Source organism: Streptomyces griseorubiginosus, assembly GCF_001514195.1.
Classification (GTDB): Bacteria; Actinomycetota; Actinomycetes; order Streptomycetales; family Streptomycetaceae; genus Streptomyces; species Streptomyces griseorubiginosus.
The window spans coordinates 734402-756998 of record NZ_KQ948737.1; the positions used below are offsets into that span (position 1 = coordinate 734402).

General features: G+C 72.3%; 24 protein-coding genes and 1 riboswitch. Of the genes, 11 read left to right on the forward strand and 13 right to left on the reverse strand.

Going from position 1 to position 22597, the window contains the following annotated elements:
• Window positions 1-141 precede the first annotated feature (141 nt).
• On the reverse strand, window positions 142-522 hold the full coding sequence (locus AQJ54_RS21640; protein ID WP_020134740.1) for a PPOX class F420-dependent oxidoreductase: 381 nt from the start codon (window positions 520-522) through the stop codon (window positions 142-144).
• A gap of 32 nt (window positions 523-554) precedes the next feature.
• The gene (locus AQJ54_RS21645) at window positions 555-1142 is read right to left on the reverse strand and encodes a TetR/AcrR family transcriptional regulator (protein WP_062239847.1); all 588 of its coding nucleotides are present in this window, start codon (window positions 1140-1142) and stop codon (window positions 555-557) included.
• A 58-nt stretch (window positions 1143-1200) separates the two neighbouring features.
• Between AQJ54_RS21645 and AQJ54_RS21650 the strand changes: the two genes are divergently transcribed.
• From AQJ54_RS21650 to AQJ54_RS21660, 3 genes are all read left to right on the forward strand, one after another.
• On the forward strand, window positions 1201-2145 hold the full coding sequence (locus AQJ54_RS21650) for a patatin-like phospholipase family protein (RefSeq protein WP_211278570.1): 945 nt from the start codon (window positions 1201-1203) through the stop codon (window positions 2143-2145).
• Entirely contained in the window at window positions 2142-3665 is a 1524-nt protein-coding gene (locus tag AQJ54_RS21655; RefSeq protein WP_062239853.1) for a flavin-containing monooxygenase, read from the forward strand. Before AQJ54_RS21650 ends, AQJ54_RS21655 begins: the two co-directional genes overlap by 4 nt.
• Before the next feature lie 96 nt (window positions 3666-3761).
• Entirely contained in the window at window positions 3762-5126 is a 1365-nt protein-coding gene (locus AQJ54_RS21660) for a S1 family peptidase (protein ID WP_062239856.1), read from the forward strand.
• Window positions 5127-5456: 330 nt separating this feature from the next.
• Here the strand turns inward: AQJ54_RS21660 and AQJ54_RS21665 are convergent, their stop codons facing one another.
• Window positions 5457-5642 carry a hypothetical protein gene (locus tag AQJ54_RS21665; RefSeq protein ID WP_020134742.1) on the reverse strand — a complete coding sequence of 62 codons (186 nt, stop codon included), beginning with the start codon at window positions 5640-5642 and terminating at the stop codon, window positions 5457-5459.
• Window positions 5643-5758: 116 nt separating this feature from the next.
• Window positions 5759-6919: an ROK family transcriptional regulator gene (locus AQJ54_RS21670; RefSeq protein WP_062239859.1), complete on the reverse strand. Its 1161-nt coding sequence runs from the start codon at window positions 6917-6919 to the stop codon at window positions 5759-5761.
• A gap of 284 nt (window positions 6920-7203) precedes the next feature.
• Between AQJ54_RS21670 and AQJ54_RS21675 the strand changes: the two genes are divergently transcribed.
• Window positions 7204-8403 (forward strand): Gfo/Idh/MocA family protein, encoded by a 1200-nt coding sequence (locus tag AQJ54_RS21675; protein WP_062020267.1) that lies wholly within the window; start codon window positions 7204-7206, stop codon window positions 8401-8403.
• Between the two features lie 26 nt (window positions 8404-8429).
• On the opposite strand, the gene AQJ54_RS21680 is transcribed toward AQJ54_RS21675, so the two are convergent.
• On the reverse strand, window positions 8430-9125 hold the full coding sequence (locus AQJ54_RS21680; protein WP_062239862.1) for a L,D-transpeptidase family protein: 696 nt from the start codon (window positions 9123-9125) through the stop codon (window positions 8430-8432).
• A gap of 121 nt (window positions 9126-9246) precedes the next feature.
• Entirely contained in the window at window positions 9247-10044 is a 798-nt protein-coding gene (locus AQJ54_RS21685) for an SDR family NAD(P)-dependent oxidoreductase (protein ID WP_062239864.1), read from the reverse strand.
• Between the two features lie 50 nt (window positions 10045-10094).
• Here AQJ54_RS21685 and AQJ54_RS21690 point away from each other — a divergent pair, with 50 nt between their 5' ends.
• Window positions 10095-10631 (forward strand): hypothetical protein, encoded by a 537-nt coding sequence (locus AQJ54_RS21690; RefSeq protein ID WP_062020273.1) that lies wholly within the window; start codon window positions 10095-10097, stop codon window positions 10629-10631.
• 52 nt (window positions 10632-10683) lie between these two features.
• Here the strand turns inward: AQJ54_RS21690 and AQJ54_RS21695 are convergent, their stop codons facing one another.
• From AQJ54_RS21695 to AQJ54_RS21715, 5 genes are all read right to left on the reverse strand, one after another.
• Window positions 10684-11598, reverse strand: coding sequence for an SDR family oxidoreductase (locus tag AQJ54_RS21695; protein ID WP_062239867.1), 915 nt, complete (start codon window positions 11596-11598; stop codon window positions 10684-10686).
• An 80-nt stretch (window positions 11599-11678) separates the two neighbouring features.
• Window positions 11679-12089, reverse strand: coding sequence for a DUF4180 domain-containing protein (locus AQJ54_RS21700; protein ID WP_381004437.1), 411 nt, complete (start codon window positions 12087-12089; stop codon window positions 11679-11681).
• Entirely contained in the window at window positions 12079-12708 is a 630-nt protein-coding gene (locus tag AQJ54_RS21705; RefSeq protein WP_062020277.1) for an MBL fold metallo-hydrolase, read from the reverse strand. The genes AQJ54_RS21700 and AQJ54_RS21705 overlap by 11 nt, the downstream gene beginning before the upstream one ends.
• Window positions 12708-13793: an S-(hydroxymethyl)mycothiol dehydrogenase gene (locus AQJ54_RS21710; protein ID WP_062239870.1), complete on the reverse strand. Its 1086-nt coding sequence runs from the start codon at window positions 13791-13793 to the stop codon at window positions 12708-12710. Before AQJ54_RS21710 ends, AQJ54_RS21705 begins: the two co-directional genes overlap by 1 nt.
• A gap of 127 nt (window positions 13794-13920) precedes the next feature.
• Complete coding sequence (locus tag AQJ54_RS21715; RefSeq protein ID WP_062239873.1) at window positions 13921-14607, reverse strand: TetR/AcrR family transcriptional regulator; 687 nt, start codon at window positions 14605-14607, stop codon at window positions 13921-13923.
• Between the two features lie 53 nt (window positions 14608-14660).
• Here AQJ54_RS21715 and AQJ54_RS21720 point away from each other — a divergent pair, with 53 nt between their 5' ends.
• Both AQJ54_RS21720 and AQJ54_RS21725 read left to right on the forward strand, forming a co-directional pair.
• Window positions 14661-15779: an FAD-dependent oxidoreductase gene (locus AQJ54_RS21720; protein WP_062239876.1), complete on the forward strand. Its 1119-nt coding sequence runs from the start codon at window positions 14661-14663 to the stop codon at window positions 15777-15779.
• A 143-nt stretch (window positions 15780-15922) separates the two neighbouring features.
• Window positions 15923-17677, forward strand: coding sequence for an ABC transporter ATP-binding protein (locus tag AQJ54_RS21725; protein ID WP_062239878.1), 1755 nt, complete (start codon window positions 15923-15925; stop codon window positions 17675-17677).
• Between the two features lie 112 nt (window positions 17678-17789).
• Here AQJ54_RS21725 and AQJ54_RS21730 read toward each other — a convergent pair whose 3' ends face one another.
• The gene (locus AQJ54_RS21730; RefSeq protein WP_020134755.1) at window positions 17790-18086 is read right to left on the reverse strand and encodes a hypothetical protein; all 297 of its coding nucleotides are present in this window, start codon (window positions 18084-18086) and stop codon (window positions 17790-17792) included.
• A gap of 173 nt (window positions 18087-18259) precedes the next feature.
• Between AQJ54_RS21730 and AQJ54_RS21735 the strand changes: the two genes are divergently transcribed.
• A complete protein-coding gene (locus AQJ54_RS21735) occupies window positions 18260-18625 on the forward strand; it encodes a nuclear transport factor 2 family protein (RefSeq protein ID WP_062239881.1) in 366 nt (121 codons plus the stop codon).
• Window positions 18626-18649: 24 nt separating this feature from the next.
• Here AQJ54_RS21735 and AQJ54_RS21740 read toward each other — a convergent pair whose 3' ends face one another.
• Window positions 18650-19192: a MarR family winged helix-turn-helix transcriptional regulator gene (locus AQJ54_RS21740; protein ID WP_062239884.1), complete on the reverse strand. Its 543-nt coding sequence runs from the start codon at window positions 19190-19192 to the stop codon at window positions 18650-18652.
• Between the two features lie 61 nt (window positions 19193-19253).
• Here AQJ54_RS21740 and AQJ54_RS21745 point away from each other — a divergent pair, with 61 nt between their 5' ends.
• The 3 genes from AQJ54_RS21745 (at window position 19254) to AQJ54_RS21755 (ending at window position 22540) form a co-directional block, all read left to right on the forward strand.
• Window positions 19254-20132 (forward strand): hypothetical protein, encoded by an 879-nt coding sequence (locus tag AQJ54_RS21745; protein WP_062239886.1) that lies wholly within the window; start codon window positions 19254-19256, stop codon window positions 20130-20132.
• 84 nt (window positions 20133-20216) lie between these two features.
• Window positions 20217-20299, forward strand: a riboswitch (ZMP/ZTP riboswitch).
• A gap of 22 nt (window positions 20300-20321) precedes the next feature.
• Complete coding sequence (locus AQJ54_RS21750; RefSeq protein ID WP_062239888.1) at window positions 20322-21173, forward strand: bifunctional 5,10-methylenetetrahydrofolate dehydrogenase/5,10-methenyltetrahydrofolate cyclohydrolase; 852 nt, start codon at window positions 20322-20324, stop codon at window positions 21171-21173.
• A 137-nt stretch (window positions 21174-21310) separates the two neighbouring features.
• The gene (locus tag AQJ54_RS21755; protein ID WP_062239890.1) at window positions 21311-22540 is read left to right on the forward strand and encodes a glycosyltransferase; all 1230 of its coding nucleotides are present in this window, start codon (window positions 21311-21313) and stop codon (window positions 22538-22540) included.
• Window positions 22541-22597 lie beyond the last annotated feature (57 nt).

Genomic DNA, 22597 nt, shown 5'->3' on the forward strand with positions numbered 1-22597 from the left:
CGTGACCGCCCTCACGCGCGGGGCCCGGAGTGCCCGGGCCCCGCGCTCCGCGAGGTCACACAGGCGTCACCAGCTCACGCCGACGCCACCCGCTCCCGCTCGCTCCAGAGATCGCCCCGGCTTCACCGCGTCCCACCCGGTTCACAGGGTCACGCGGATGCCGACCGTGCCGTCCCGTCCCCGTCGCAGTCTGCTGCCGAGGAGGGTGAGCCGGCCCAGGACGCCGTACTTCCGGGCCAGGAGCTGCCGGTAGCGTCCGGTGGTCGCCGCGTCGACGATCTCCGCGGTGGCCGGGATCTGGTCGCCGGTCGGGTTGCCGCGCACGTCGCAGGGGCCCACCAGGACGTCCGCGCGGGCCCTGATCCGCTTCACCTTCCAGGCGTCGGCGGCCGACCACGCACCGAGCGTGTCCCCGTCCCTGACCACCCACACCGGGGTGGCGACCGGGGTGCCGTTCTTCCGAAAGCTGGTCAGCAGAAGGTACTTGCCCGCGCCGAGCCGCTCCAGCGGCGTGTCGTCCATGACGGAAGTCTAGGCGCGGTCCCCTCGGAAGGTCATTCGACCAGGAACCGGCCGAGCAGGTCGATGACCGGCTGCACCGGGACCGTGGGGTCGAAGGCCCGCTGGACACCGATGCCGATCCCCAGGGCGAGCAGGATCAGTGCGGCCGTGTCCGGGGCCATGCTCGGGGTCACGCCCAGTTCCCGCACCTGGGTGCGGATGAGGTCGGCGAGGGCCGCGGTGACCGCCTGTCGCCGCTGGGCGAGTTGTTCGCAGACCTGTGGGTCACGGCGGTTGGCGGTGGCGAACTCGACTTCCAGCGCGGTCCACGAGCTGTCGCCGATGTGCCGCTCGGCCCAGCGCGCGAACCCGGCCAGCCGCTCCTCGATGCCGTCGGCGTCCCCCATCTCGGCCGCGATCAGCGCCACTTGCCGCAGGGCGATGCGGTCCAGAACGGCCAGGCAGAGGTCGTTCTTCGTCGCGAAGTTGGAGTACACGGCGCCCTTGGAGTATCCGGCTGCCTCCGCCACCCGCTCGATGGAGGTGGCCGTGAAGCCGTCGCGCAGGAAGAGCTCGTACGCGGTCTCGAGGACGTGTTCGCGGGTGCGGGCCTGGCTCTCGGCCCGGGTCAGTCTTGCCACGCCCGCAGAATACCGCTAGCTTCCGGATTCCCTTGAGATCTGAATACCGGGAGAATCCATGGCTCCACGACGTGCGCTGGTGATCGGCTGCGGCGGCACCCTCGGTTTCGCCTGGACGGTCGCCGCGCTCACCGCAGTAGAGGACGCGCTGGACTGGGACACACGGACCGCCGAGGTGCTGGTGGGGACCTCCGCGGGGGCCGAGATCGCGTCCGCCCTCGGGTGCGGACGATCCCCGGCCGACCTGCTCGCGGCGGTTCGGGGAGAGCGCGGCGCGGATCCGGTGCTGCACACGCACGTCCGCACCCACCCGGGCCCGCTGCCCCCGGTGCCGCTGCCCGCGCTGCCGGGGGCGGGGCTGGTCACGGCCGCCTTACGGGGAAGGGTGTCGCCGGGGTCGGGCCTTGTGGGGCTGCTGCCGCGCGGCCGGGGCGACGCGCACTGGTTGCGCCGCTTCGGCGCCGCGCTGACGGACGGGCGGCCGTGGCCGGACGCCACGGAGACCTGGCTGGTCGCTGCGGACACCCGCACGGGCCGCCGGGTCCCGTTCGGGGCGCCCGGATCGCCGGAGACGGATCTCGGGACCGCGCTCGCCGCGTCCTGGGCGATCCCCGGCTGGTTCCCGCCGGTGCGGATCGGGGGACGGAGCTATCTGGACGGCGGGGCGGTGTCGCCCACGTCGGCTGACCTCCTCGCGCCCCTCGGGCTGGACGAGGTGGTGATCGTGGCCCCCATGTCGACCTCAGGCGGCGCCCCCGCCACCGGCCTGAGCCGGCTCGAACGGATGCTGCGCCGCTGGATGACCCGCACCGTCGACCGGGAGGAACGCATCCTCCGCGCGGCGGGCTGCCGCGTCGTCAGAGTCGAGCCGGGCGCCGAGGAACTGGCGGCGATGGGCGCCAACTTCATGGACCCGCGGCCCCTCCCGGCCGTCCTCGACGCCTCCCTGCGCACCGCCCCGGGCCGCGTGGAGCGGGCCCTCGAAAGGAGCGTGGCGGCATGAGCACCCATGTCGAGGTCCTCGTCGTGGGCGCCGGGATTTCCGGGGTCGGCGCCGGGGCGAGGCTCCGCGCGGCCGGTGTGCGGGACTTCCTGATCGTCGAGGCGGCCGGCGACTTCGGCGGCACCTGGCGAGCCAACACCTACCCCGGCTGCCAGTGCGACGTCCCGTCCCGCCTCTACAGCTACTCCTTCGCCCCGAACCCCCGCTGGACACGGGTCTACGCGCACCAGCCAGAGATCCTCGCCTATGTGCGGCGGGTGGCCGACACGTACGGGCTGCGCGAGCACACCCGGTTCGGGGTGCGGGTCACCGAAGCGCGGTGGCAGCCCGGCCCGGCGCGCTGGCTGGTCCGCACCGACGCCGGGGAGTTCACCGCCCGGTTCCTGATCGCCGGTGCCGGTCCGTGGAACGAGCCCCTCGTCCCGGACGTGCCCGGTCTCGACCGGTTCCCGGGCGAGGTGTTCCACTCCGCGCGCTGGAACCACGCCTATGACCTTCGCGGCAAGCGGGTCGCGGTGCTCGGGACCGGTGCCTCGGCCGTGCAGTTCGTCCCGCGGATCGTCCCGGACGTGGCCCGGCTCCATCTGTTCCAGCGCACCGCCCAGTGGGTGCTGCCGAAGCCGGACCACCACGTGCCGAGGGCCGAACGGTGGGCGATGGGCCATGTGCCCGGGGCGCGGGCAGCGGTGGCCGCGCTGGAGTACCGGGTCATGGAGGCGCTGGGACACGGATTCCGGCGGCCCGGTCTCATGCGGGGCGTCCAGGCCGTGGCCCGGGCCCATCTGCGCGCCACCGTGCGCGATCCCGCGCTGCGCCGCAAGCTGACCCCGGACTACACCATCGGCTGCAAGCGCATCCTGTTCTCCAACCACTACTACCCCGCGTTGACCAGGCCGCAGGTCGAGGTGCACGCGGCCGCCGTGCGGGCCGTCGACGGAAGCACCGTGCGCGGTGCGGACGGCAGCTGTGCCGAGGTGGACGCGATCATCCTCGGCACCGGCTTCCACATCCTCGACACCCCGCTCGCGGGCCTGGTCCGCGACGGCACCGGCCGCACCCTCTCCGACCACTGGCAGGGCTCCCCCGAGGCGTATCTCGGCACCGTCGTCGCCGGTTTCCCGAACGCCTTCCTGCTGCTCGGCCCCGGTCTGGGCACCGGGCACTCGTCGGCGTTCGCCATCCTGGAGGCGCAGCTCGACCTCGTCCTGGGCGCCATCACGGCCGCACGGCAGCAGAGTTGGGCGGCCATCGAGGTGCGCGAGGAGGTGCAGTCCGCGTACAACGTCCGGCTCCAGGCCGCCCTGGCCGGCACCGTCTACAACTCCGGCGGATGCCGCAGCTACTACCTCGACGCCAACGGCCGCAACAGCTTCAGCTGGCCGTGGTCGACCGGTCGACTGCGCAGCGAGGTGGGCCGGTTCGACGCACGGGACTTCGTCCTCACCGATGACACCGGTGTGCGGGACGGGACTCGCCGAGGAAGTTCGCCGACTTTGCCACAGGAACACCAACTGCCGTGAACGCGCCCGGCTCCGGCGCCGTATGCAGAGGAGGGCACTCAACGACCGGAGGGCCCCGCGGTGCTGACACCGCTTGTTCTGGTTCGGGAGCCATGCATGAGGCACGCACGACGACGAGTCGTCCGGCGGGTGACACAGCTGGCGGCAGTCGGCGGACTCCTGTTGGGAGGCACGATGGTCACGCGGGCCGTCGCGAGCGAACCTCCCGCCACCGCGCCGCCGCGCACCTTCGCGCAGCAGGCCGGGGGCACGGGGGCGGACATCGTGGCGCGGCTCGGTTCCGCCCGTACGGCAGGCACCTGGATCCGCGCCGACGGCAAGCCCGTCGTCGCGGTCACCGACGCGAAGGCGGCCACCGAGGTGCGCGCGGCGGGGGCCGAGGCGAAGGTCGTCGAGCACAGCATGGACGAGCTCAAGTCGGCGGCGAAGACGCTGCGTTCGGCACCTCGGGTCGCGGGGACGGCGTGGTCCATGGACTACCGCACCAACCAGGTGGTGGTGCAGGGCGACAGCACCGTCTCGGCGTCCGACTGGGCCGGCATGAAGAAGGTCGCGGACGGCATCGGCGGCTTCGTGAAGACGGAGCGCACCGCGGGCACCTTCACGCCCCGCCTCAACGGGGCGCAGCCGATCCTGTCGACCGGCGGGCGCTGTTCGGCCGGCTTCAACGTGACCAACGGCCAGAGCGACTTCATCCTGACCGCGGGGCACTGCGGCCCCACCGGTTCGGTGTGGTTCGCGGACACCGGCGGCACCAACCAGCTGGGCAGGACGGTCACCCAGAACTTCCCGGGCAACGACTACTCCCTGGTGCAGTACGCCAACGGGAAGGCCGGCGACGGGGCCGGCGTCGTGTTCATCGGGAACGGCAAGGGGGTGCAGATCACCGGGGCGGGCGATCCCTCCATCGGGCAGCGGGTGTTCCGCAGCGGCAGCACCAGCGGGCTGCACGACGGGCAGGTGACGTCGGTCAACGCGACCGTGAACTACCCGGAGGGCACGGTCACCGGGCTGATCGAGACCAACGTGTGCGCGGAGCCCGGGGACAGCGGTGGTCCGATGTTCTCCGAGGGGATCGCGCTCGGCATCACCTCGGGCGGCAGCGGTGACTGCACACAGGGCGGGACGACGTTCTTCGAGCCGGTGACCAAGGCGCTCAAGGATCTCGGCATGCAGCTGATCGTGTCGAACCCGGCCGCGGCCGGCGGGGCCTCCCCCGCGCCGTCGGCCACTTCGGCACAGGGTGCGATCGCACCCGGCGGCGCCTCACCCGGTTCCTCGGCCACGGTCGAGGGGGCCGCGGGCACCCCGTTCCTGAGCCGCCTCACCGACACCCGCAACGTCGGTCCGGGCCTGCTCGTCGTCGGAGGCAGCCTGATCGCCCTGGTGGCGGCCCGCTACATCCGCTCGGAACAGGACCGCAAGGCGTATCAGCGCTACTACTCGGCGACTTGGGGCTGAGCCACGGGTCATCCCACGCTCAGCAGGCCAGGTCCGTCCGAGGTTCACGGGGAGGGCCGGGTGGAGCAGGGGGCACGACTGCGCCCGACGGCGATGGCCGTCGGGCGGCGAGCAGGAGCAGGCGGAAGCCGAGCGCGTCGGGCAGTGGGATCACTGGTACGGCGGCGGCCCGCGCCGCTGCCGGGGCCGGCGGGCAGCATCCCGCCGGTTCGGCTGTGGTAGGTGAAGTCGACGATGCCGTAGCAGACCGCCGAGGTCGGTGCGAGGAGAGGGCCGTCCCGTCAGGGGTGCCCGGGGGCGGGGCGGTGATGCCCCGAGGGGTTCTCGGGGCTAGGCCGCCGGGACCGGTTGCGGAGCGGCGGCGGCCCACTCCAGGACGAGGCGCTGGTATTCCTCACGCTGCTCGCCGCTCAGTGTCCCGCCCGCCCGGCGCCACAGGGCCCGGATCTCCTCGTTGACCTCGTCGGCCGATCGATCGGTAACGGGTTCAACGGTGGTGGACATGGTGTGAAGCATACGGCTCCGGAAGTGAAGGCGCCGTGAGTAATCACGCCAGAAAAGGACATACCGGACCGTGTTACTGATCACGTCCATCTGTCAACACGCGTTCCTGTCAAGGGTTGTGGCCTGCTTCACACTTCGGCCACACCCAGCACCAGCACCTGGATCGCCAGTACGGCGGCCCCCCGGGCCCAGTCGTGGAAGTCGGAGACCTTGGTCTCCAGGTCGATCGGGGCGGCCAGCGGATGGCGGTGGGCGCGGACGGTGTCCTCGACGGTCCTGGCGGCCACGCCCATCAGCCCGACCCCCTCTCCGGCGAGCAGGATCTTCTGCGGCATGGCGAAGTTGGCGATCTGGGCGACCAGGACACCGAGGGCGCGTCCGGCCTCGTCGACGACACGGGCGGCCATGGGCTCGCCGGCCGCCGCGAGGGCGAGGATCTCCTCGTAGCTGTGGTCGCGGCCGGTGGCGGCCCGCACCTGGTAGCGGATGCTGGGGATGGCGAGCAGCGAGACGGCGCTGCCGCGGGCGCCCTCGGGGGTGAGCGGGCCGTTGGGGTCGATGATCCAGTGCCGTCCGAAGCCGCGGTCCTCCTCGGCGTAGGGGACGCGCCGGCCGCCGAGGACCAGGCCGTAGCCGATGCCCGCGCCGATGGTCAGGACGACGAAGCGGTCGAGGCCGCGCCCCGCGCCGAACCAGGTCTCGGCCTCCACGAGGGCGGCCACGTCGTTCTCGACGACCACGGGCAACCCCGTGCGCTGCTCGACGAGTTCACCCAGCGGCACGTCCCGCCAGTGCAGGAACGGGGACTCGCCCACCACGGCACGCTCGTGGACCAGGCCGCCGACCCCGATGCCGATGCCCGCCAGACGCGGGTGCTCGCGAGCCAGCTCGTCCGTCATCTCCGCGAGCAGGTCGGCGACCTCGGCGGGGTCATGGCTGGTCAGGGGCCGGTCGTGGCGGGCCACGATGTCGCTTCTGAGGGTGGTGACGACGCCGTAGACCATGTCCTCGGTGATCTTGAAGCCGAGGAAGGAGCCGGACTCGGCGACCACGTCGAGGGGCTGGGAGGGGCGCCCCTGGCGCACCTCGGCCGGGGTGCCCGCCTCGGGGACCTCGATCAGCAGGCCCGACTCGATGAGGGGCTTGGTCAGCCGGGTGAGGCTGCCGGCGGACAGGTCGAGGCGGCGGGCGAGTTCGGTGCGCGACAACGGGCCGTGGACGAGCACCTCGATCGCCACCGAGCGTTCGCCCGCACTCAGGGGGAGCCAGCTGGCGGCTACTGCGGTCATGGAGGTCAGACTCCCACATGATTTCTTCTGAAGTGAAAGCAATGTGACCAGCGTGGGGTCACGAGAGCCGCTCTGCACGGCGCCGACCTGGCTCTTGACGCGTGGATTGTTCCGCGACAAAAGTAAGTGGTCGAGGACGAGCCGCCCCAGACGTGTACGCGTTGACGCATCCGGAAATGCAGGACATCCACGGCAACGCACGTCCGTGGACAGCCTCGACCAGACCACCGACCAGATCAATCTGATTCTCGACCAGTGAGTCGACCTTCGAAGGGCATGCCTTCATGACGTTCTCTCTCGGCATCGTCGGCGCAGGCCAGTTCTCCGGCCAGTTCGCCACGCTGTTCCAGGCCCACCCCGGCGTCGGCGACGTGTACGTCACCGATCTGCTGCCCGAGCGGGCCGAGCAACTCGCCGCCGCGCAGGGGCTCGCCGGCACCTTCCCGTCGTACGAGGCGATGCTGGAGTCGAAGGAGGTCGACGCGGTCGCGATCTTCACTCAGCGCTGGACCCACGGCCCCTTGGTGCTCCAGGGCCTCGACGCGGGCAAGCACGTGTACTCCGCGGTCCCGATGGCGATCACCACGGAGGAGATAGCGGCGATCATCGACGCGGTCCGGGCCACCGGGCTGACGTACATGATGGGTGAGACCAGCCAGTACAACCCGGCGACCGTGCACGCCCGCAACCAGATCGCCGAGGGCGCGTTCGGGCGGCTCTTCTACGCCGAGGGCGACTACGTTCACGACATGGACCTCGGGTTCTACGAGGCGTACCAGTACAGCGGCGGCGAGCGGTGGAAGGAGACCGCCAGCTATCCCCCGCTGCTCTACCCGACGCACTCGGTGGGCGGGGTGCTCGGTGCCTGGCAGACGCACGCGGTGAGCGTGTCGGCGATCGGCGTGGTCGACGACCGCGGGGACGGCGTGTTCGACAAGGAGGTCAGCCGGTTCGGCAACGACTTCTCCAACGCGACCGCGCTGTTCGAGGTGGCGGGCGGCGGGTCGTTCCGTACGAACGAGTTCCGGCGGGTCGGCTACCCGTCCCACATCCGGGAGTCCCGATTCCGGTTCTTCGGGACCGAGGCCAGCATGGAGCAGTTGGCCACGGTCGCGCTGTGGCAGGACAAGAAGGGGGTGAAGGACATCAGCGAACTCCTCGAGCCGAAGCCCACGATGTCTCCCGACGACCCGTCGCTCCAGCACATCGCGCCGGAACTGCGGGCCGCGTTCACCTCCGGGTCGGCGCCGGTGCACGACCGGGAGCGGCTGCCGAGGGCCTTCGACCATCTGCACAACGGGCACGAGGGCAGCCACCACTTCCTGGTGGACGACTTCGTGACCGCCGTGAACACCCGCACGCTGCCCTCGGTCAACGCCTGGGTGGCGGCCCGCTACACCCTGCCGGGCATCATCGCGCACGACTCGGCGCGACAGGGTGGAGCGCGGCTGGAGATCCCGGACTTCGGGGACGCGCCTCAGTAGGGGCCAGGGGCCGGGTGCCCGCTCGCTCAGGTGCCCGGCTTGCGGCCGTACACGAAGACGTCGTCGCCCTTCTTCAGCAGCGACCAGTACTTCTTGGCGTCCTTCGGGGTCATGTTGGTGCAGCCGTGGGAGCCGGGCGGGTTCCACATGGAGAGGTTCACCGAGTGGAAGGCCTGGCCGCCGTCGAAGAACTGGGAGTACGGCATCGGCACGTTGTAGATCGAGGAGACGTGATTCTTGTCACGCCAGTAGATCTTCTTCAGACCCGTGCGGGTCTCGTAGCCGTCGCGGCCGGTGCGGACCGGGACGGGGCCGTAGACGAGCCGGTCGCCGTCCTGGATCCAGCTCAGTTGGAGGGTGAGGTTGACGCAGGCGATGCGGCCCTTGTTCGTCGGGCACTTGCCGTCCCGGTTGGGGTGGGTGCCGACGGCCTTCTGCTTCGTCATGAGGTCCATCACGCCCCAGGTGACGGATCCCGCGTAGCCGATGTTCGGGCTGATGCCGTGCTTGGTCTGAAAGGCCTTGATGGCCTTGCAGTCGGCGGTGGACTGCTTGCCGTCGACCGGGCGGCCGAGGAACTTCTCCACCTGCTTCTGGTACGGGCCCGCCTGCGTGGTGCAGCTCGCCGCCTGCGCGGGCGCGGCGCCCAGCGCGATCGTCAGCGGCGCGACGAGCCCGGTGATCCCGAGCGCGACGGCACCTCGTCTGCGTATGTCCCCCATGGCCTTTCCCCTGTCCCCTCGAGTACGTGTGTGCGATCTCTACCAGGTAGACGGCCCCACGCACCAGTCCGTTGTACCGACGCCCGCCCTGCGACGGAACAGTGACAATGTCCGCACCGGGTCAGGCACCCCGGCCGGGGTGGACCGCCGTGTGGAAGCCGGTGTTGACGGCTGTGAGGCCGCCGTCGACGACGAGGGTGGTCCCGGTGATCCAGGCCGCGTCGCGGGAGGCGAGGAAGGCGACGGCGGCGGCGACGTCCTCGGCTTCGCCGACCCGACCCAGCGGATACAGCCGTCGCAGCTCACTGAGCTCGTCCTCACGCCCGTCCCAGGCGGAAGTACGCACCGTACCCGGAGCGACCAGGTTGACGCGAACCCCGCGGGGGCCCGCGTGCCCGGCGAGCGTGCGGGTCAGGGAAGCGAGGCCGGCCTTCGCCGCGCTGTAGGCGTGGTTGCCGAAGTCCTGGAGGCCGTTGACGGAACCGATGGTGACGATGGCGCCGCGCCCGGAGGCGACCAGGTGCGGAAGCGCGGCGCGCGAACAGCGGTAGGGGCCGCCCAGGGTGATGTCCAGGTCCCGGGCCCACTCGTCGTCGGAGTCGTCCTCGAAGAGCGGGGTTTCCGGGGTGCAGCGGGCCGCACAGTTGACGAGGACGTCGAGCGAGCCGAACTCCTCGACGGCGTGGGCGACGACCGCCTCGACAGCCGCGCGGTCGGCGACGTCGCACGCCAGGGCGCGGGCGTCCAGTCCCCGTCCGCGCAGCCCGGCGGCCGTCCTCTCCACGACCGCCGCGTCCCGGTCGGTGAGCAGGACCCGCGCGCCCTCCTCGGCCAGCCGTCGGGCCGTCGCCGCGCCGATGCCTCGGGCCGCACCCGTGACGAGAACTCCGTGTCCCTCGAAGCGTTGTGTAGGCGTCATGCGGCCGAAGGTAGTCCCCGGCTGATCAAGTCGGCCGATAGCGTGCGGTCATGTCGGCGTTCATACAGCAACTGCCCGCGCTCATCGGTGTGGTGGTCGGTGCACTCGGTTCGTATCTGGCGGTCGTGCGCAGTGATCGGGCGCGGTTCCGGCGGGAGCAGGCCGCTCGGTGGGAGGAGCGGCGGCTGGGGGTGTACTCGGACTACGCGCGGACGCTGAAGAAGACGATCACGTTGGTGTGCCGGGTGGCGGCCCACTTCGGCAACGACCCGCACCCGCACCCGCTCTCCCCGGAGGAGGCCGCCCCGCTGCTGGCGGAGTCGACGCTCGCCCGCGACCCGGACGGGGAGGCGCTGCTCCTGCTGGGGAGTCCCGAGGTGGTGGAGAAGGCGCGGGTCTGGGTCACGGTGGTGCTGGAGATGGAGCAGTTCCTGCGCGACGGGACCCGCGATCCCGAGGCGTGGCGGGTCCTGCTGGAGCGGCACCGCAATGGGCGGGACGGCTACTACGCGGCCGTACGCGACGATCTGGCGCTGCCACCGGGCCTTGCGGTCCGGTGGCAGCTGCCGCCCGTGCGGTCCTCCTGACCTCACGGCTCCCCTCCCGCCGAGGCCATCGCTCGCCCCGGCTCCCCCGGCGTCAGCGGTAGCCGGTCACGTCCGCCGGCTTCCCCGCGTCCTGCACCTCGACCAGGTAGCGCCAGGCGTCCGGGCGGCTGCCGTCCAGGTCGGTGAAGCCGTAGGTCCGGGCGAGGGAGCCGGCCTCGAGGGACCGGCCGTTCCAGCGGGCCACCTCCGGGTCCGCGGCCAGCGCGGCCACGGCACGGCCCACATAGCGCGGGGTCTCCGAGATCGCGAAGTGCGGCACCCGGTCGAGGGCGTCGCGCCAGTTCTCCTCCCGCACCCCGAAGGTGTCGAGCATGATCTCCGAGCGCATCCAGCCGGGCGTGAGCGCGACGGCGGTGGCGCCGCGCGGGCCGAGTTCATGGCCGAGAGCGAAGGCCATGCGCAGCACGGACGTCTTGGCGAGGTCGTAGAAGAAGGACACGCGGTAGTTCTCGCGGTTGTAGGCGTCCGTCCCGTCGGTCATCTCGACGACCAGGCCACCGGGCCGGCGCAGCAGCAGGGGCAGGGCGTGGTGGCTGGTGATGGCGTGGGTCTCGACCGCGAGCCTGAGCAGCCGCAGGCCCTTGTCGAGGTCGTGCTCCCACACCGGGGCGTCCCACGCGAAGAGGTGTTCGCCGCCCCAGATGTCGTTGACGAGGACGTCGAGGCGGCCCTGCTCGTCGGCGACGCGGTCGACGAGGGTGCGGACCTGCGCCGGGTCCAGGTGGTCGGTGGGGACCGCGAGGCCGTGGCCGCCGGCCGCGGTGACCAGGTCGGCGGTGTCCTCCAGGGTCTCGGGGCGGTCGTACTCGGAGCGGCCGGCGCGGGTGCTGCGTCCGGTGACGTAGACGGTGGCGCCCGCCGCCCCGAGTTCCACGGCGATCCCGCGTCCGGCTCCCCGTGTGGCCCCGGCGACCAGTGCGACCTTGTCCTTCAGCGGCTGCGGCATGTCCGACCTCCCGTTGTGTGCGATGTGGAGTCGAGCATCGCCGGGAAACCGGACAGCCTCTGTCGTGATTTACGGGAGGGTCACCCGGACGCGCGGAGCCTCTCGTCCAGGGTGTCCAGATCCGGCAGGAACCAGATGTGGCGGCCCTGGTTCGTCTCGTGGACGAAGTCGCGCAGGGCGGTGCTGGCGTCGGTGTGGCGGGTGACGTCGCCGACGACAGCGAGACGGACCTGGTAGGTCACGAACTTCTGCATGACCGCGCCGGCGACGCCCGACCGCAGCCGGAAGAACTCCTCGCCGACCCGTGCCACGGGTACGGCGACCACCTCGGCGTCACGGCCCATCGCGTCGCCGATCAGGTCGAGGGCGGCCCGCTCGCCGTCCAGTGGCGGTCCGTCCGGGGCGCAGTGCAGGACGTTCACGCCGTTCAGGGGCACGATCTCGTCGGCGACCACGGGGGCGCCGGTGGTCACGGAGTCGTCAGTGGCCACGGGCGATCCACTCCTGGAGGTGCGGGGCCTCGGCGCCGATCGTCGTCGGGTCTCCGTGGCCGGTGAGGACCTTCGTCTCGGGCGGCAGGGCGAGCAGCCGGTCGCGGATCGAGTCGATGATCGTCGGGAAGTGGGAGAAGGAGCGGCCGGTGGCGCCCGGGCCGCCCTGGAAGAGGGTGTCGCCGGTGAAGACGGTGCCGAGGCCCGGGTCGTAGAGGCAGACCGCGCCCGGCGCGTGCCCCGGGGTGTGCAGCACCTGGAGGTCGGCGCCCGCGGCCTCGATGACCTGGCCGTCGCGCAGATGGGCGTCGGGGTCGCGGTCGGGGTGGGTCTGCTTCCACAGCGGCAGGTCGTCGGGGTGCAGCCAGATCGTGGCGCCGGTGCGCTCGGCGAGGGCGGGCGCGGCGTCGATGTGGTCGTTGTGGGCGTGGGTGCAGACGATCGCGGTCAACCTGCGGTCCCCGACCGCCTCGAGGATGGCGTCGGCGTCGTGGGCGGCGTCGATGACGACGACCTCGTGGTCGTCGCCGACGATCCAGACGTTGTTGTCGACGTCCCAGGTGCCGCCGTCGAGGCTGAACTGCCCGGAGGTGACGAGGCGTTCGATGCGGGCGGCCATCAGAGCACCACCACCGAACGCAGGACGTCGCCGTCGTGCATGCGCTCGAACGCCTTCTCCACCTCGTCGAGTCGGATGGTCTCGGTCACGAACGCCTCCAGGTCCAGGCGGCCTTGCAGGTGCAGGTCGATCAGCATCGGGAAGTCACGCGAGGGCAGGCAGTCGCCGTACCAGGACGACTTGAGCGAGCCGCCGCGCCCGAAGACGTCGAGGAGCGGCAGTTCCAGCTTCATCTCGGGGGTGGGCACGCCGACGAGGACGACGGTGCCGGCGAGGTCGCGGGCGTAGAAGGCCTGCTGGTACGTCTCGGGGCGGCCGACCGCCTCGATGACGACGTCGGCGCCGAAGCCGCCGGTCAGTTCGCGGATCGCCTCGACGGGGTCGTTCTCGCGGGAGTTGACGGTGTGGGTGGCGCCCATGGTGCGGGCCTTCTCCAGCTTCCGGTCGTCGATGTCCACGGCGATGATCCGGGCCGCGCCCGCGAGGTTCGACCCGGCGATCGCCGCGTCGCCGACCCCGCCGCAGCCGATGACGGCGACGGTGTCACCGCGGCCGACGTTGCCGGTGTTGATCGCGGCGCCGATGCCGGCCATCACCCCGCAGCCCAGGAGCCCGGCGACCGCGGCGGAGGCCGACGGGTCGACCTTGGTGCACTGTCCGGCGGCGACCAGGGTCTTCTCGGCGAAGGCGCCGATGCCCAGGGCGGGCGAGAGCTCGGTGCCGTCGGTGAGGGTCATCTTCTGCCGCGCGTTGTGGGTGTTGAAGCAGTACCAGGGCCGGCCACGCAGACAGGCCCGGCAGTTGCCGCACACGGCACGCCAGTTGAGGATCACGAAGTCGCCGGGCGCGACGTCGGTCACCCCCTCGCCGACCGACTCGACGACACCGGCCGCCTCATGGCCCAGCAGGAAGGGGAATTCGTCGTTGATCCCGCCCTGCTTGTAGTGCAGGTCGGTGTGACAGACCCCGCAGGCCTGCACCTGTACGACGGCCTCCCCGGGGCCCGGATCCGGCACCACGATCGTCTCCACCCGCACCGGCTCGTCCTTGCCGGGTGCGATCACTCCGCGTACCTCCTGCGCCATGGCCTGACCCCTTCCGTCGCCCGGTGTACGTCCCTCCGACCCTACGCGCGAATGATCGGTAACGGCACCGATTCCCGCTGGCCGGGGCGTTGGGGGCAAGCCGGCGACCTGATCGGGGGCGGTCGGGTCAGGGTTGGCCGAGCTTGGCGGCCACCGCGTCGAGCACCCACTCCAGGCCCGTCGTGAAGGAGGTCTCGGCGTCCACATGCGTGCCGTCGTACACGGCCTTGCTCAGGGCCGGGAAGCGGCCGGTGGCCAGCATCTTCGTCAGATGGGGGCCGTGGGCGCGCTGCCATTCGCGCTTGCTGAGACCCGTGGCGCGCTCGGCCCGCAGGTTCGCGATCTCGCGCCTGATCGCGCCGGTGGAGTAGGAACCGACCGTCTCCACCGCGCGCATGACGGTGTCGATGTCGGCGAGTCCGTCCAGGGCGGCCAGGGTGGACTCGGTCACGGCGAGGCCGTTGGGGCCCGGGCTGGGGCGGCCGCCGAGCAGGTCGGCCAGCCACTCGTGCCGGAGCGCCGCCCGCCGGGTGCGGTGGGCGAGACCGCTCAGCGCCTCGCGCCAGTGGCCGGGCGGCTCATCGGGGAGGATCTCGGCCTGGACCTCGTCCATCATGAGGTCGAACAGTTCCTCCTTCGTGGCGATGAAGCCGTACAGCCGCATCGGCCCGGCGTTCAGCCGGGCGGCGACCTTGCGCAGCGACACCACCTCCAGGCCGCCCTCGTCGGCGAGCGCGACGGCGGCGGCGACGATCCGCTCCCGGTCGAGCGGCACGGGGCGGGGCGGCGGCTCCGGTCGGTCCCACACAGTCATGGTGACATCGTACTGTTGCGATGCGGTGTAGCGTTTCAATACAGTGTATCGACATGAGACATCGCATCGCCGTGGTCGGGAGCGGTCCCGGCGGCCTCACCTTCGCCCGTGTGCTGCACCGCCACGGTCACGCCGTCGCCCTCTTCGAACGCGACCCCTCCCCCGACGCCCGCCCCCCGGGCGGCACCCTGGACCTGCACGAAGGGATGGGCCAACTCGCCCTGGACAAAGCTGGGTTGATGGCGGATTTCCAGAAGCTGTCCCGCCCCGAGGGACAGGCCATGCGCATCCTGGACACGGACGGCACGGTCCTGCGCGACTGGCGGCCCCGCCCGGACGAGCGGGCCCATCCCGAGATCGACCGCAAGCACCTGCGCGACCTGCTGCGCGGCCCGCTGGACGTCCAGTGGGGGCGGGGCGTGACGAAAGTGGTGCCGGGGACGCGGGACGGCGTACGGGTCGAGTTCGCGGACGGACGGCAGGAGGTGTTCGACCTCGTGGTCGGCGCGGACGGCGCCTGGTCACGGGTCCGCCCGGCCGTCTCGTCGGTGACGCCGCACTACACCGGCGTCACCACGGTCGAGACCTCCCTCGACGACGTCGACCGCCGCCACCCCGACCTCGCCCGGCTGATCGGCGACGGTTCGATGGCGGTGTACGGCGCGAACCGCAGCCTCACCGCCCAGCGCAACAGCGGCGGCCATGTGAAGGTGTACGCCAAGTTCCGTGCGCCTCAGGACTGGCACGCGGACCTGGACCCCGCCGACATAGAGGCCGTGCGCGCGAGCCTGCTGGCGCTGTTCGACGGCTGGGCCGCCCCGGTGCTCGACCTGCTCCGTCACGGCACCGCCTTCGTGCACCGCCCCCTCCATGTCCTGCCGGTGGCCCACACCTGGCCCCATGTGCGCGGGGTGACCCTGCTCGGCGACGCCGCCCATCTGATGCCTCCCCTGGGGGCGGGCGCCAACCTCGCGATGCTGGAAGGCGCCGAACTGGCCGAGGCTGTCGCCGCCGGCCCCGAGGATCTGGACGGCACGGTCCGCGCCTTCGAGGAACGGATGTGGGCACGGGCCGCCAAGTGGGCGGAGATCACCACGGCCGGCCTGGAGCGCCTCGTGAGCCCGGACCCGGCGACCGCCCTCGCCCTCTTCGAGGAGGTTCAACCGTCCTAACCCGCCGAGCCGCGGCGAGCCGGTGGAATGTCCTGACCGCCGAGTCACGCCGCCCCGGCGGGAGTCGCGCTCGCCACCCGCGCCGTCGCGGCAGGCCGCCGACGTAGCCTGAAGGTCTTCACCGCCGACCCCGAAGGAGCGCCGTGGGCACCACCGAGACCACGCCCGGCCCGCCCACCTGGCGACTGCTCCTCGACTACGTACGGCCGCACCGCTGGACCCTGCTGGCCGGTGCCCTGCTCTCGCTCCTGACGGGCGTCACCGGCCTCCTGCTGCCCCTGGTCGCACGGGAGTTGATCGAGGATCTCTCCCACGACCGCACGATCACCTGGGCGTTGGTCGCCATGTCGGGGCTCGTGATCGCCAACGCGGCCATCGGCGGGCTGGGTTCGTACGTGCTGCGGCGCACCGCGGAGTCGGTGGTCCTCGGCGCACGGCGCTCCCTGTCGTCGTATCTGCTGCGGCTGCGCATCACCGCCGTGGACCGCACCGAACCCGGCGACCTCATGGCCAGGATCACCTCGGACACCACACTGCTGCGCGAGGTCACCACCGACTCCCTCGTGGGCCTGGGCACCGGCGGGCTCACGCTGGTGGCGACCGTGGTGCTGATGGCCCTGGTCGACCCGGTGCTGCTGGGGGTCACGCTGGCGGTGATCCTGGCCGCCGGCACGGTCCTCGGTGTGATCGTGCCGCGCATCAACCGGGCGAGCCGGCAGGCCCAGGACGCGGTCGGCGTGATGGGCGCCTCCCTGGAGCGGATCCTCGGCGCGCTGCGCACGGTGAAGGCGTCCGGTGCCGAGCACCGCGAGGAGCGGACCCTGCACGCGGCCGCCGAGGAGTCCTGGCGGCAGAGCGTGCGGGCCGCCAAGTGGTCGGCGGCCGCCGGCAACACGGCGGGACTGGCGATGCAGATCGCGTTCATCACGGTGCTCGCGGCGGGCGGGGCCCGGGTCGCCACCGGGGCGATCGGCGTCGGCACCCTGGTGGCCTTCCTGCTGTACGTCTTCTATCTGATGTCCCCGATCCAGCAGGTCGTCGGGGCGATCACGCAGTACCAGACGGGCGCGGCCGCGCTCGCCCGGATCCAGGAGGCGCTGCGGCTGCCCGCCGAACCGGCCGCCCCCGCGGCGCCGTTGCCCGCCGCCGGGGCGGAACCCGCGGCCGTCGCCTTCACGGACGTCCGGTTCCGCTACGCCGACGATCTGCCCTACGTCCACCACGGCGTCTCCTTCGAGGTGCCGGCCCGGGGGTTGACGGCCTTCGTCGGACCGTCCGGAGCCGGGAAGACGACGGTGTTCTCGCTGATCGAGCGGTTCTACGACCCCGAGTCCGGGGTCGTGACGCTGGACGGGCGGGATCTCGCGGAGTGGGAACTGCCGCAGCTGCGCTCCGCGATCGGGTACGTGGAGCAGGACGCGCCCGTGCTGTCGGGGTCACTGCGCGAGAACCTGCTGCTGGGCAATCCCGACGCGGCCGAGGACGCGGTGACCCGGGTCCTGAAGACGACCCGGCTGGACGGGCTGGTGGCGCGGCTGCCTGCCGGGCTGGAGACGCTGGTCGGCCATCGCGGGACCAAGCTCTCGGGCGGTGAACGGCAACGGGTCGCGATCGCGCGGGCGCTGCTGCGGCGACCCCGGCTGCTGTTGCTGGACGAGGCCACCTCCCAGTTGGACGCGGTGAACGAGGCGGCCCTTCGGGACACGGTGGCGGACGTGGCGCGTACGACCACGGTGCTGGTCGTCGCGCACCGGTTGTCGACGGTGACGACGGCCGACCGGATCGTCGTGATGGACGCGGGGCGGGTACGGGCCGTGGGGACGCACCGGGAGCTGGTCGCCGGGGACCCGCTGTACGCCGAACTGGCGGCCACGCAGTTCCTGGCCACGGCCGAATGAGCCGGGTGTCCGCACCAGGACGCCCCGGGACATGCCAGGACGGGACGTCCCAGGACGCGCCGAGGGCCGCCCGGCGATCCGGGCGGCCCTCGGTGTGGTCGTGCGGGAGCGATCAGGTCTCGATCGCGGGGACCAGCCCGGTGACGGGCGCGGCGAGGTCGGTGACCTGGTGCAGTTCGTTCAGCCGGTAGAGGTCGTTGGCCCTGTTGAGCTGCTCGGAGACCTTCGGCAACTGGGCCCTGTGCTCCGCCGGGATCTCGCTCACCGCGAGCGAGTCGAGCGTGGCCATCGGGCTGAGCGGGCTCGCGTCCTGGGCGGCCGCGCCGGCCGCGTTCGCGAGGGGAGCGGCGAGACCGGTGACGCCGACGGCGAGACCGACGGCGGCGACGATACGTCGAGTTGAGATCATGTTGTCAGCAACGCCCGGCGACCGCTCCCGGACACGGCCGCCCGGCGCCGCTCACCCGTCAGGCGGAGCGCCCGTACTGCGCTTGCCGTGACCGCCGGGGCGGAGGAGTCTCGTAGGAAGAAGCCCTGCCCGGCCCGTTCCTCCTCGGGCCGTGGCCCTCGAAGGAGGTCACCATGGGCACTGCCGCAAACACCGGTTTCACCAGCGAGACCCTGCGCCGGGGCGTCGAAGGGAACTCCGCGGCCGATCTTCTGTCGCTCTACGCGGACGACGCCGAGATCCGCATCGTCGACCGCAACACGCAACCCAGCCACCCCATGGTGGTGCACGGCAAGGACCAGATCGCCGCGATGCTCGACGACGTCTACAGCCGCGACATGACACACAAACTGGAAGGGTGCGTCATGGAGGGCGATCATGTCGCCTTCAGCGAGTCCTGTCTGTACTCCGACGGCGTGCGCGTCCTGTCGGAGTCGATGCTGACCCTCAAGGACGGCAAGATCACCGAACAGACCATGATCCAGGCCTGGGACGAGTAACGAGAAGGGCGCCGAGGGTCCAGATCACACCCCGTCCGACCTGGACCTTCTCGGTGCGGGCGGCGCCGGGGCGCTCGGCTCCGCCTCGGCGGCCACGACGAGTTTCCGCAGCAGGTCCGCGAGTGTCCGCCGCTCCGCGGGGGTCAGCGCCGCGAGCAGCGCGAGCTCGCCCTCTTCCTCCGCGGCGACCTGCTGTTCGAACGCGGCGTGCCCGGCCTCGGTGAGCCGGACCCGCACCCGCCGCCGGTCGGGGTCCTCGTGGGTCCGGGCGATCAGCCCCGCCTCCTCCAGCGGTGCCAGACGGGCCGACAGGGCGCCCCGGGTGAGCCCGAGGTGGTCGGCGAGCTGTGAAGGGCTCCCGGTGTACGGCGGTCCGAGTCGGCGCAGGGTCAGCAGCACCTTGTACTCCCAGTTCCGCAGACCGTCGGAGTCGAGACCGGTCCGCCGGGCCTGTGCGGCGTGCCGGGCCAGGACGGCCAGCCGGGCGAAGATCGCCTCCTTGACCGGGTCCATCCAGTCCAGCTCCTTGCCCCACACCTCGACGTGCCGGTCGACCGAGTCCCGCATTACCCGTCCCCTGCAATGGTTTTCTTGTGGATGGTTTTTCGTCTGACTACCTTCCCCTGCCATGACGCACACCGCGAGCACTACCGTGGATTTCGACCAACTCCTCGCCGCCGCACACGACTTGGCCCTGGCCGGCCGATGGGAACGGGCGCTGGGCCTGCTGGACACGACGGACTGCGCCGACCCTGACGACCGTGCCCGGCTCGCCCTGGCCGCCGCCGAAGTCGCCCTGCTGAGCGACTGGTTCGCGGGCACGGATCTCACGGCCGCCCGCGCGGACCGGGCCGAGAAGGAGGCGCCGGGCGCGGGCTGGGACCTGGGCTTCATCCGGCTGCGCCACGACTACCGCTGTCAGTTGCTGCGTGAGGGCGTGTTCCACCCCGGCCCCGAGGGCAAGGATCCCGAGACGCTGGCCGGGATCCGCCGCAGCGCGCTGTCTCTCCGGGACAGCGCCCCCGACGAGGTGCGGCGGGGCTGGGCGTCGATGTACCTCGGGCTGGTCGTCGAGAACCTCTTCGCCGAGCGCGCCGCCGCGCCCGCGCACTACGAGGACGCCCTGCGCGCGGGCGAGGCGGGCGGCGAGGACGGGAAGGGCGGCGACGACCTCCTGACCCGTGAGGCCCTGCGCCACCTCGGCGACCGTGCGCACGACGCCGGCGACCACGAACGTGCCGTGGAGTGCTGGGAGCGGGCCACCGGCCTCGGGGCGCGGGCGGGCCTGGTCCCCGGCGTCCTCGCCCAGCAGTTGCTGCTGGCGGTCCTGGCCCGGGACGCCGGCGACGAGGCGGGGGCGCGGGCGCTGGCCCGGGAGGTCGCCCGCTGGGCCGAGGCGATCGGGGCGGACCGGCTGCACGCCCAGACGACGGGATTCCTGGACGGGGTGGACCCGACGGCGGCTCCAGAACCGGAGCCCCGGGGCGGATCCGACGGCGGCTACTGAACCCGAGACCGAGGGCGGATCCGAGGGCGACTACTGAACCGGAGACCCGCGCCTGACCGGCGTTCCGGAGCCTCGGTTAGGCTGGTGGCGGGCCGTGACTGGCGCTGAGGTGGAGCACCACCGGGGAGCGGTCCATGACTCCGAAGCCGTGCGCCTGGGCGATTCCCGCGATCGACCCAGGAGTGGATCATGTCTCAGGCCCGCATCATGGACGGCACCGCGCTCGCCCGGCGCATCGTCGAGGAGACCGCCGAGCGCGCGGCGGACCTCACCGCTCGCACGGGCCGCGCGCCCTGTCTCGCGACGGTTCTCGTCGGCGAGGACCCGGCCTCCGTCACCTACGTCCGGATGAAGCGGAACCGCTGCCGCACGGCCGGCATCGAGTCACGGCACGTGGCACTGCCGGGGGCCACCACCACCGAGCAACTGGTCGGCACCCTGCGGGAGTTGTCGGCCGACCCGACCGTGCACGGCATCCTGCTCCAGCATCCGATGGGCGCGCACATCGACGAGCGGGCGGCGTTCGAGGCGATCGCGCCGGAGAAGGACGTCGACGGGGTCACCTTCGCCTCCTTCGCGACGATGAGCTTCGGCCTGCCGGGGTTCGTGTCCTGCACCCCCGGCGGGATCATGCGGCTGCTCGACGCGTACGACGTCGACCCGGCCGGGAAGCGGGCGGTGGTCGTGGGCCGCAGCGCCATCCTCGGCAAGCCGGCCGGGATGCTGCTGCTCGCCCGGGACGCCACGGTGACCTACTGCCACTCCCGCACCAGCGACCTGTCGGCGGCCGTGCGGGAGGCGGACATCGTGGTCGCCGCGGTGGGCCGGCCCCGGCTGATCCGGGGCCAGGACATCAAGCCCGGTGCGGTGGTCGTCGACGCCGGGTACAACGAGGGGAACGTCGGTGACGTCGACTTCGACTCCGCGGTGGAACGGGCCTCGCTGATCACACCGGTGCCGGGCGGCGTCGGCCCGATGACCATCGCCACGCTGCTGGAGCAGACGGTGACGGCGGCCGAGACCGCCGCCCAGCAGGGCTAGCCCGGCCCAAGAGCCACCATGACCACGGGAGGGTGACGCCTACGCCCGCGACCGGCCTGAACTGACCGGTACGCACGGGTCGTTCGCCCCGCAGGCCGGGACCCGGCGCCATACTGTCCGGCGTGCGGGTAGCGATCATGACAGCGGGGTCCCGGGGCGATGTCGCCCCGTTCACCGGTCTGGGGCACGGTCTGGCGCGGGCCGGTCACGAGGTCACCCTGGTCACCCACGCCCGCTTCGAGCCGCTCGCGGCCCGAGCCGGCCTCGGGTTCCACGCCCTGCCCGTCGACCCCCGGGCGGAGCTGGAGTCCTCGCGCGGGCGGGCTCTGCACCGCAGCACGACCGGCGTGGGCAAGCTGGTGCGGGTGGTCGCGATGGCCCGGACCCTGGCCGTGGAGATGAGCGACGACCTGGTGGCCGCCGCCCGGTCGAGCGACGCGCTGCTGCTGTCCGGCTCGGTGGCCCCGCTGGGGCACGCCGTCGCCGAGGGCCTCGGACTGCCCAGCCTCGGCCTCAACCTCCAACCCCTGGCCGCCACCCGGGAGTTCGGGCCGCCCATGCTGGGCACCGGCTCCTGGGGCGCGCTCGGCAACCGGGTCGCCGGGACGGCCCTGAACCTGGCCGTGGAACAGGTCTTCGGCGCGGCCCTCCCCCAGGTGCGCAGCCGTCTGGGCCTGCCTCCGGTGAGCACGGTCACGGCCCTGCGGGCCCGGGACCGGCACGGCTGGCCGGTGCTGCACGGGTTCAGCCCGCGCGTGGTCGCCCGGCCCCGTGACTGGCGGCGCGGGCTCGAGGTGGCGGGCTACTGGTGGCCGTACGACGCGGACGCGCCGCTCCCCGACGAGCTGCGGGCGTTCCTCGACGCGGGGCCGCCACCGGTCTTCGTCGGGCTGGGCAGCGCGACCGTACCCGATCCCGCGCGGGTCAGCGCCGCGATCGTGCGGGCGCTGCGGCTGGCCGGGCTGCGCGGGGTGATCCAGCGCGGCTGGGCGGGCCTGGCGGCGACGGGAGACGACCTGCTGACGATCGACGAGGTGCCGCACTCGGCGCTGTTCCCGCACATGGCGGCGGTGGTGCACCACGCGGGCGCAGGCACCACGGCGGCGGGCCTGCGGGCGGGAGTCCCGGCGGTACCGGTGCCGATCCAGTTCGACGCGACCTTCTGGGCGGCCCGGCTGGTGGCACTGGGCGTGGCACCGCGTGCGGTACCGCTGCGGCGACTGACCGCCGAGGCGCTGGCGGCGGCGCTGACCGAGGCGACCCGCGACGCCGGTCGTCGGGAGCGGGCCCGGGCACTGGGGGCGCACATCCGCGAGGAGGACGGCGTGACACCGGTGCTCGATGCGGTGAACAGGCTGGGGCGGTAGCGCGCCCCGCTCACCCCTGAGCGGAATCGCGGCTCACACCTGGGTGGAATCCCGGCT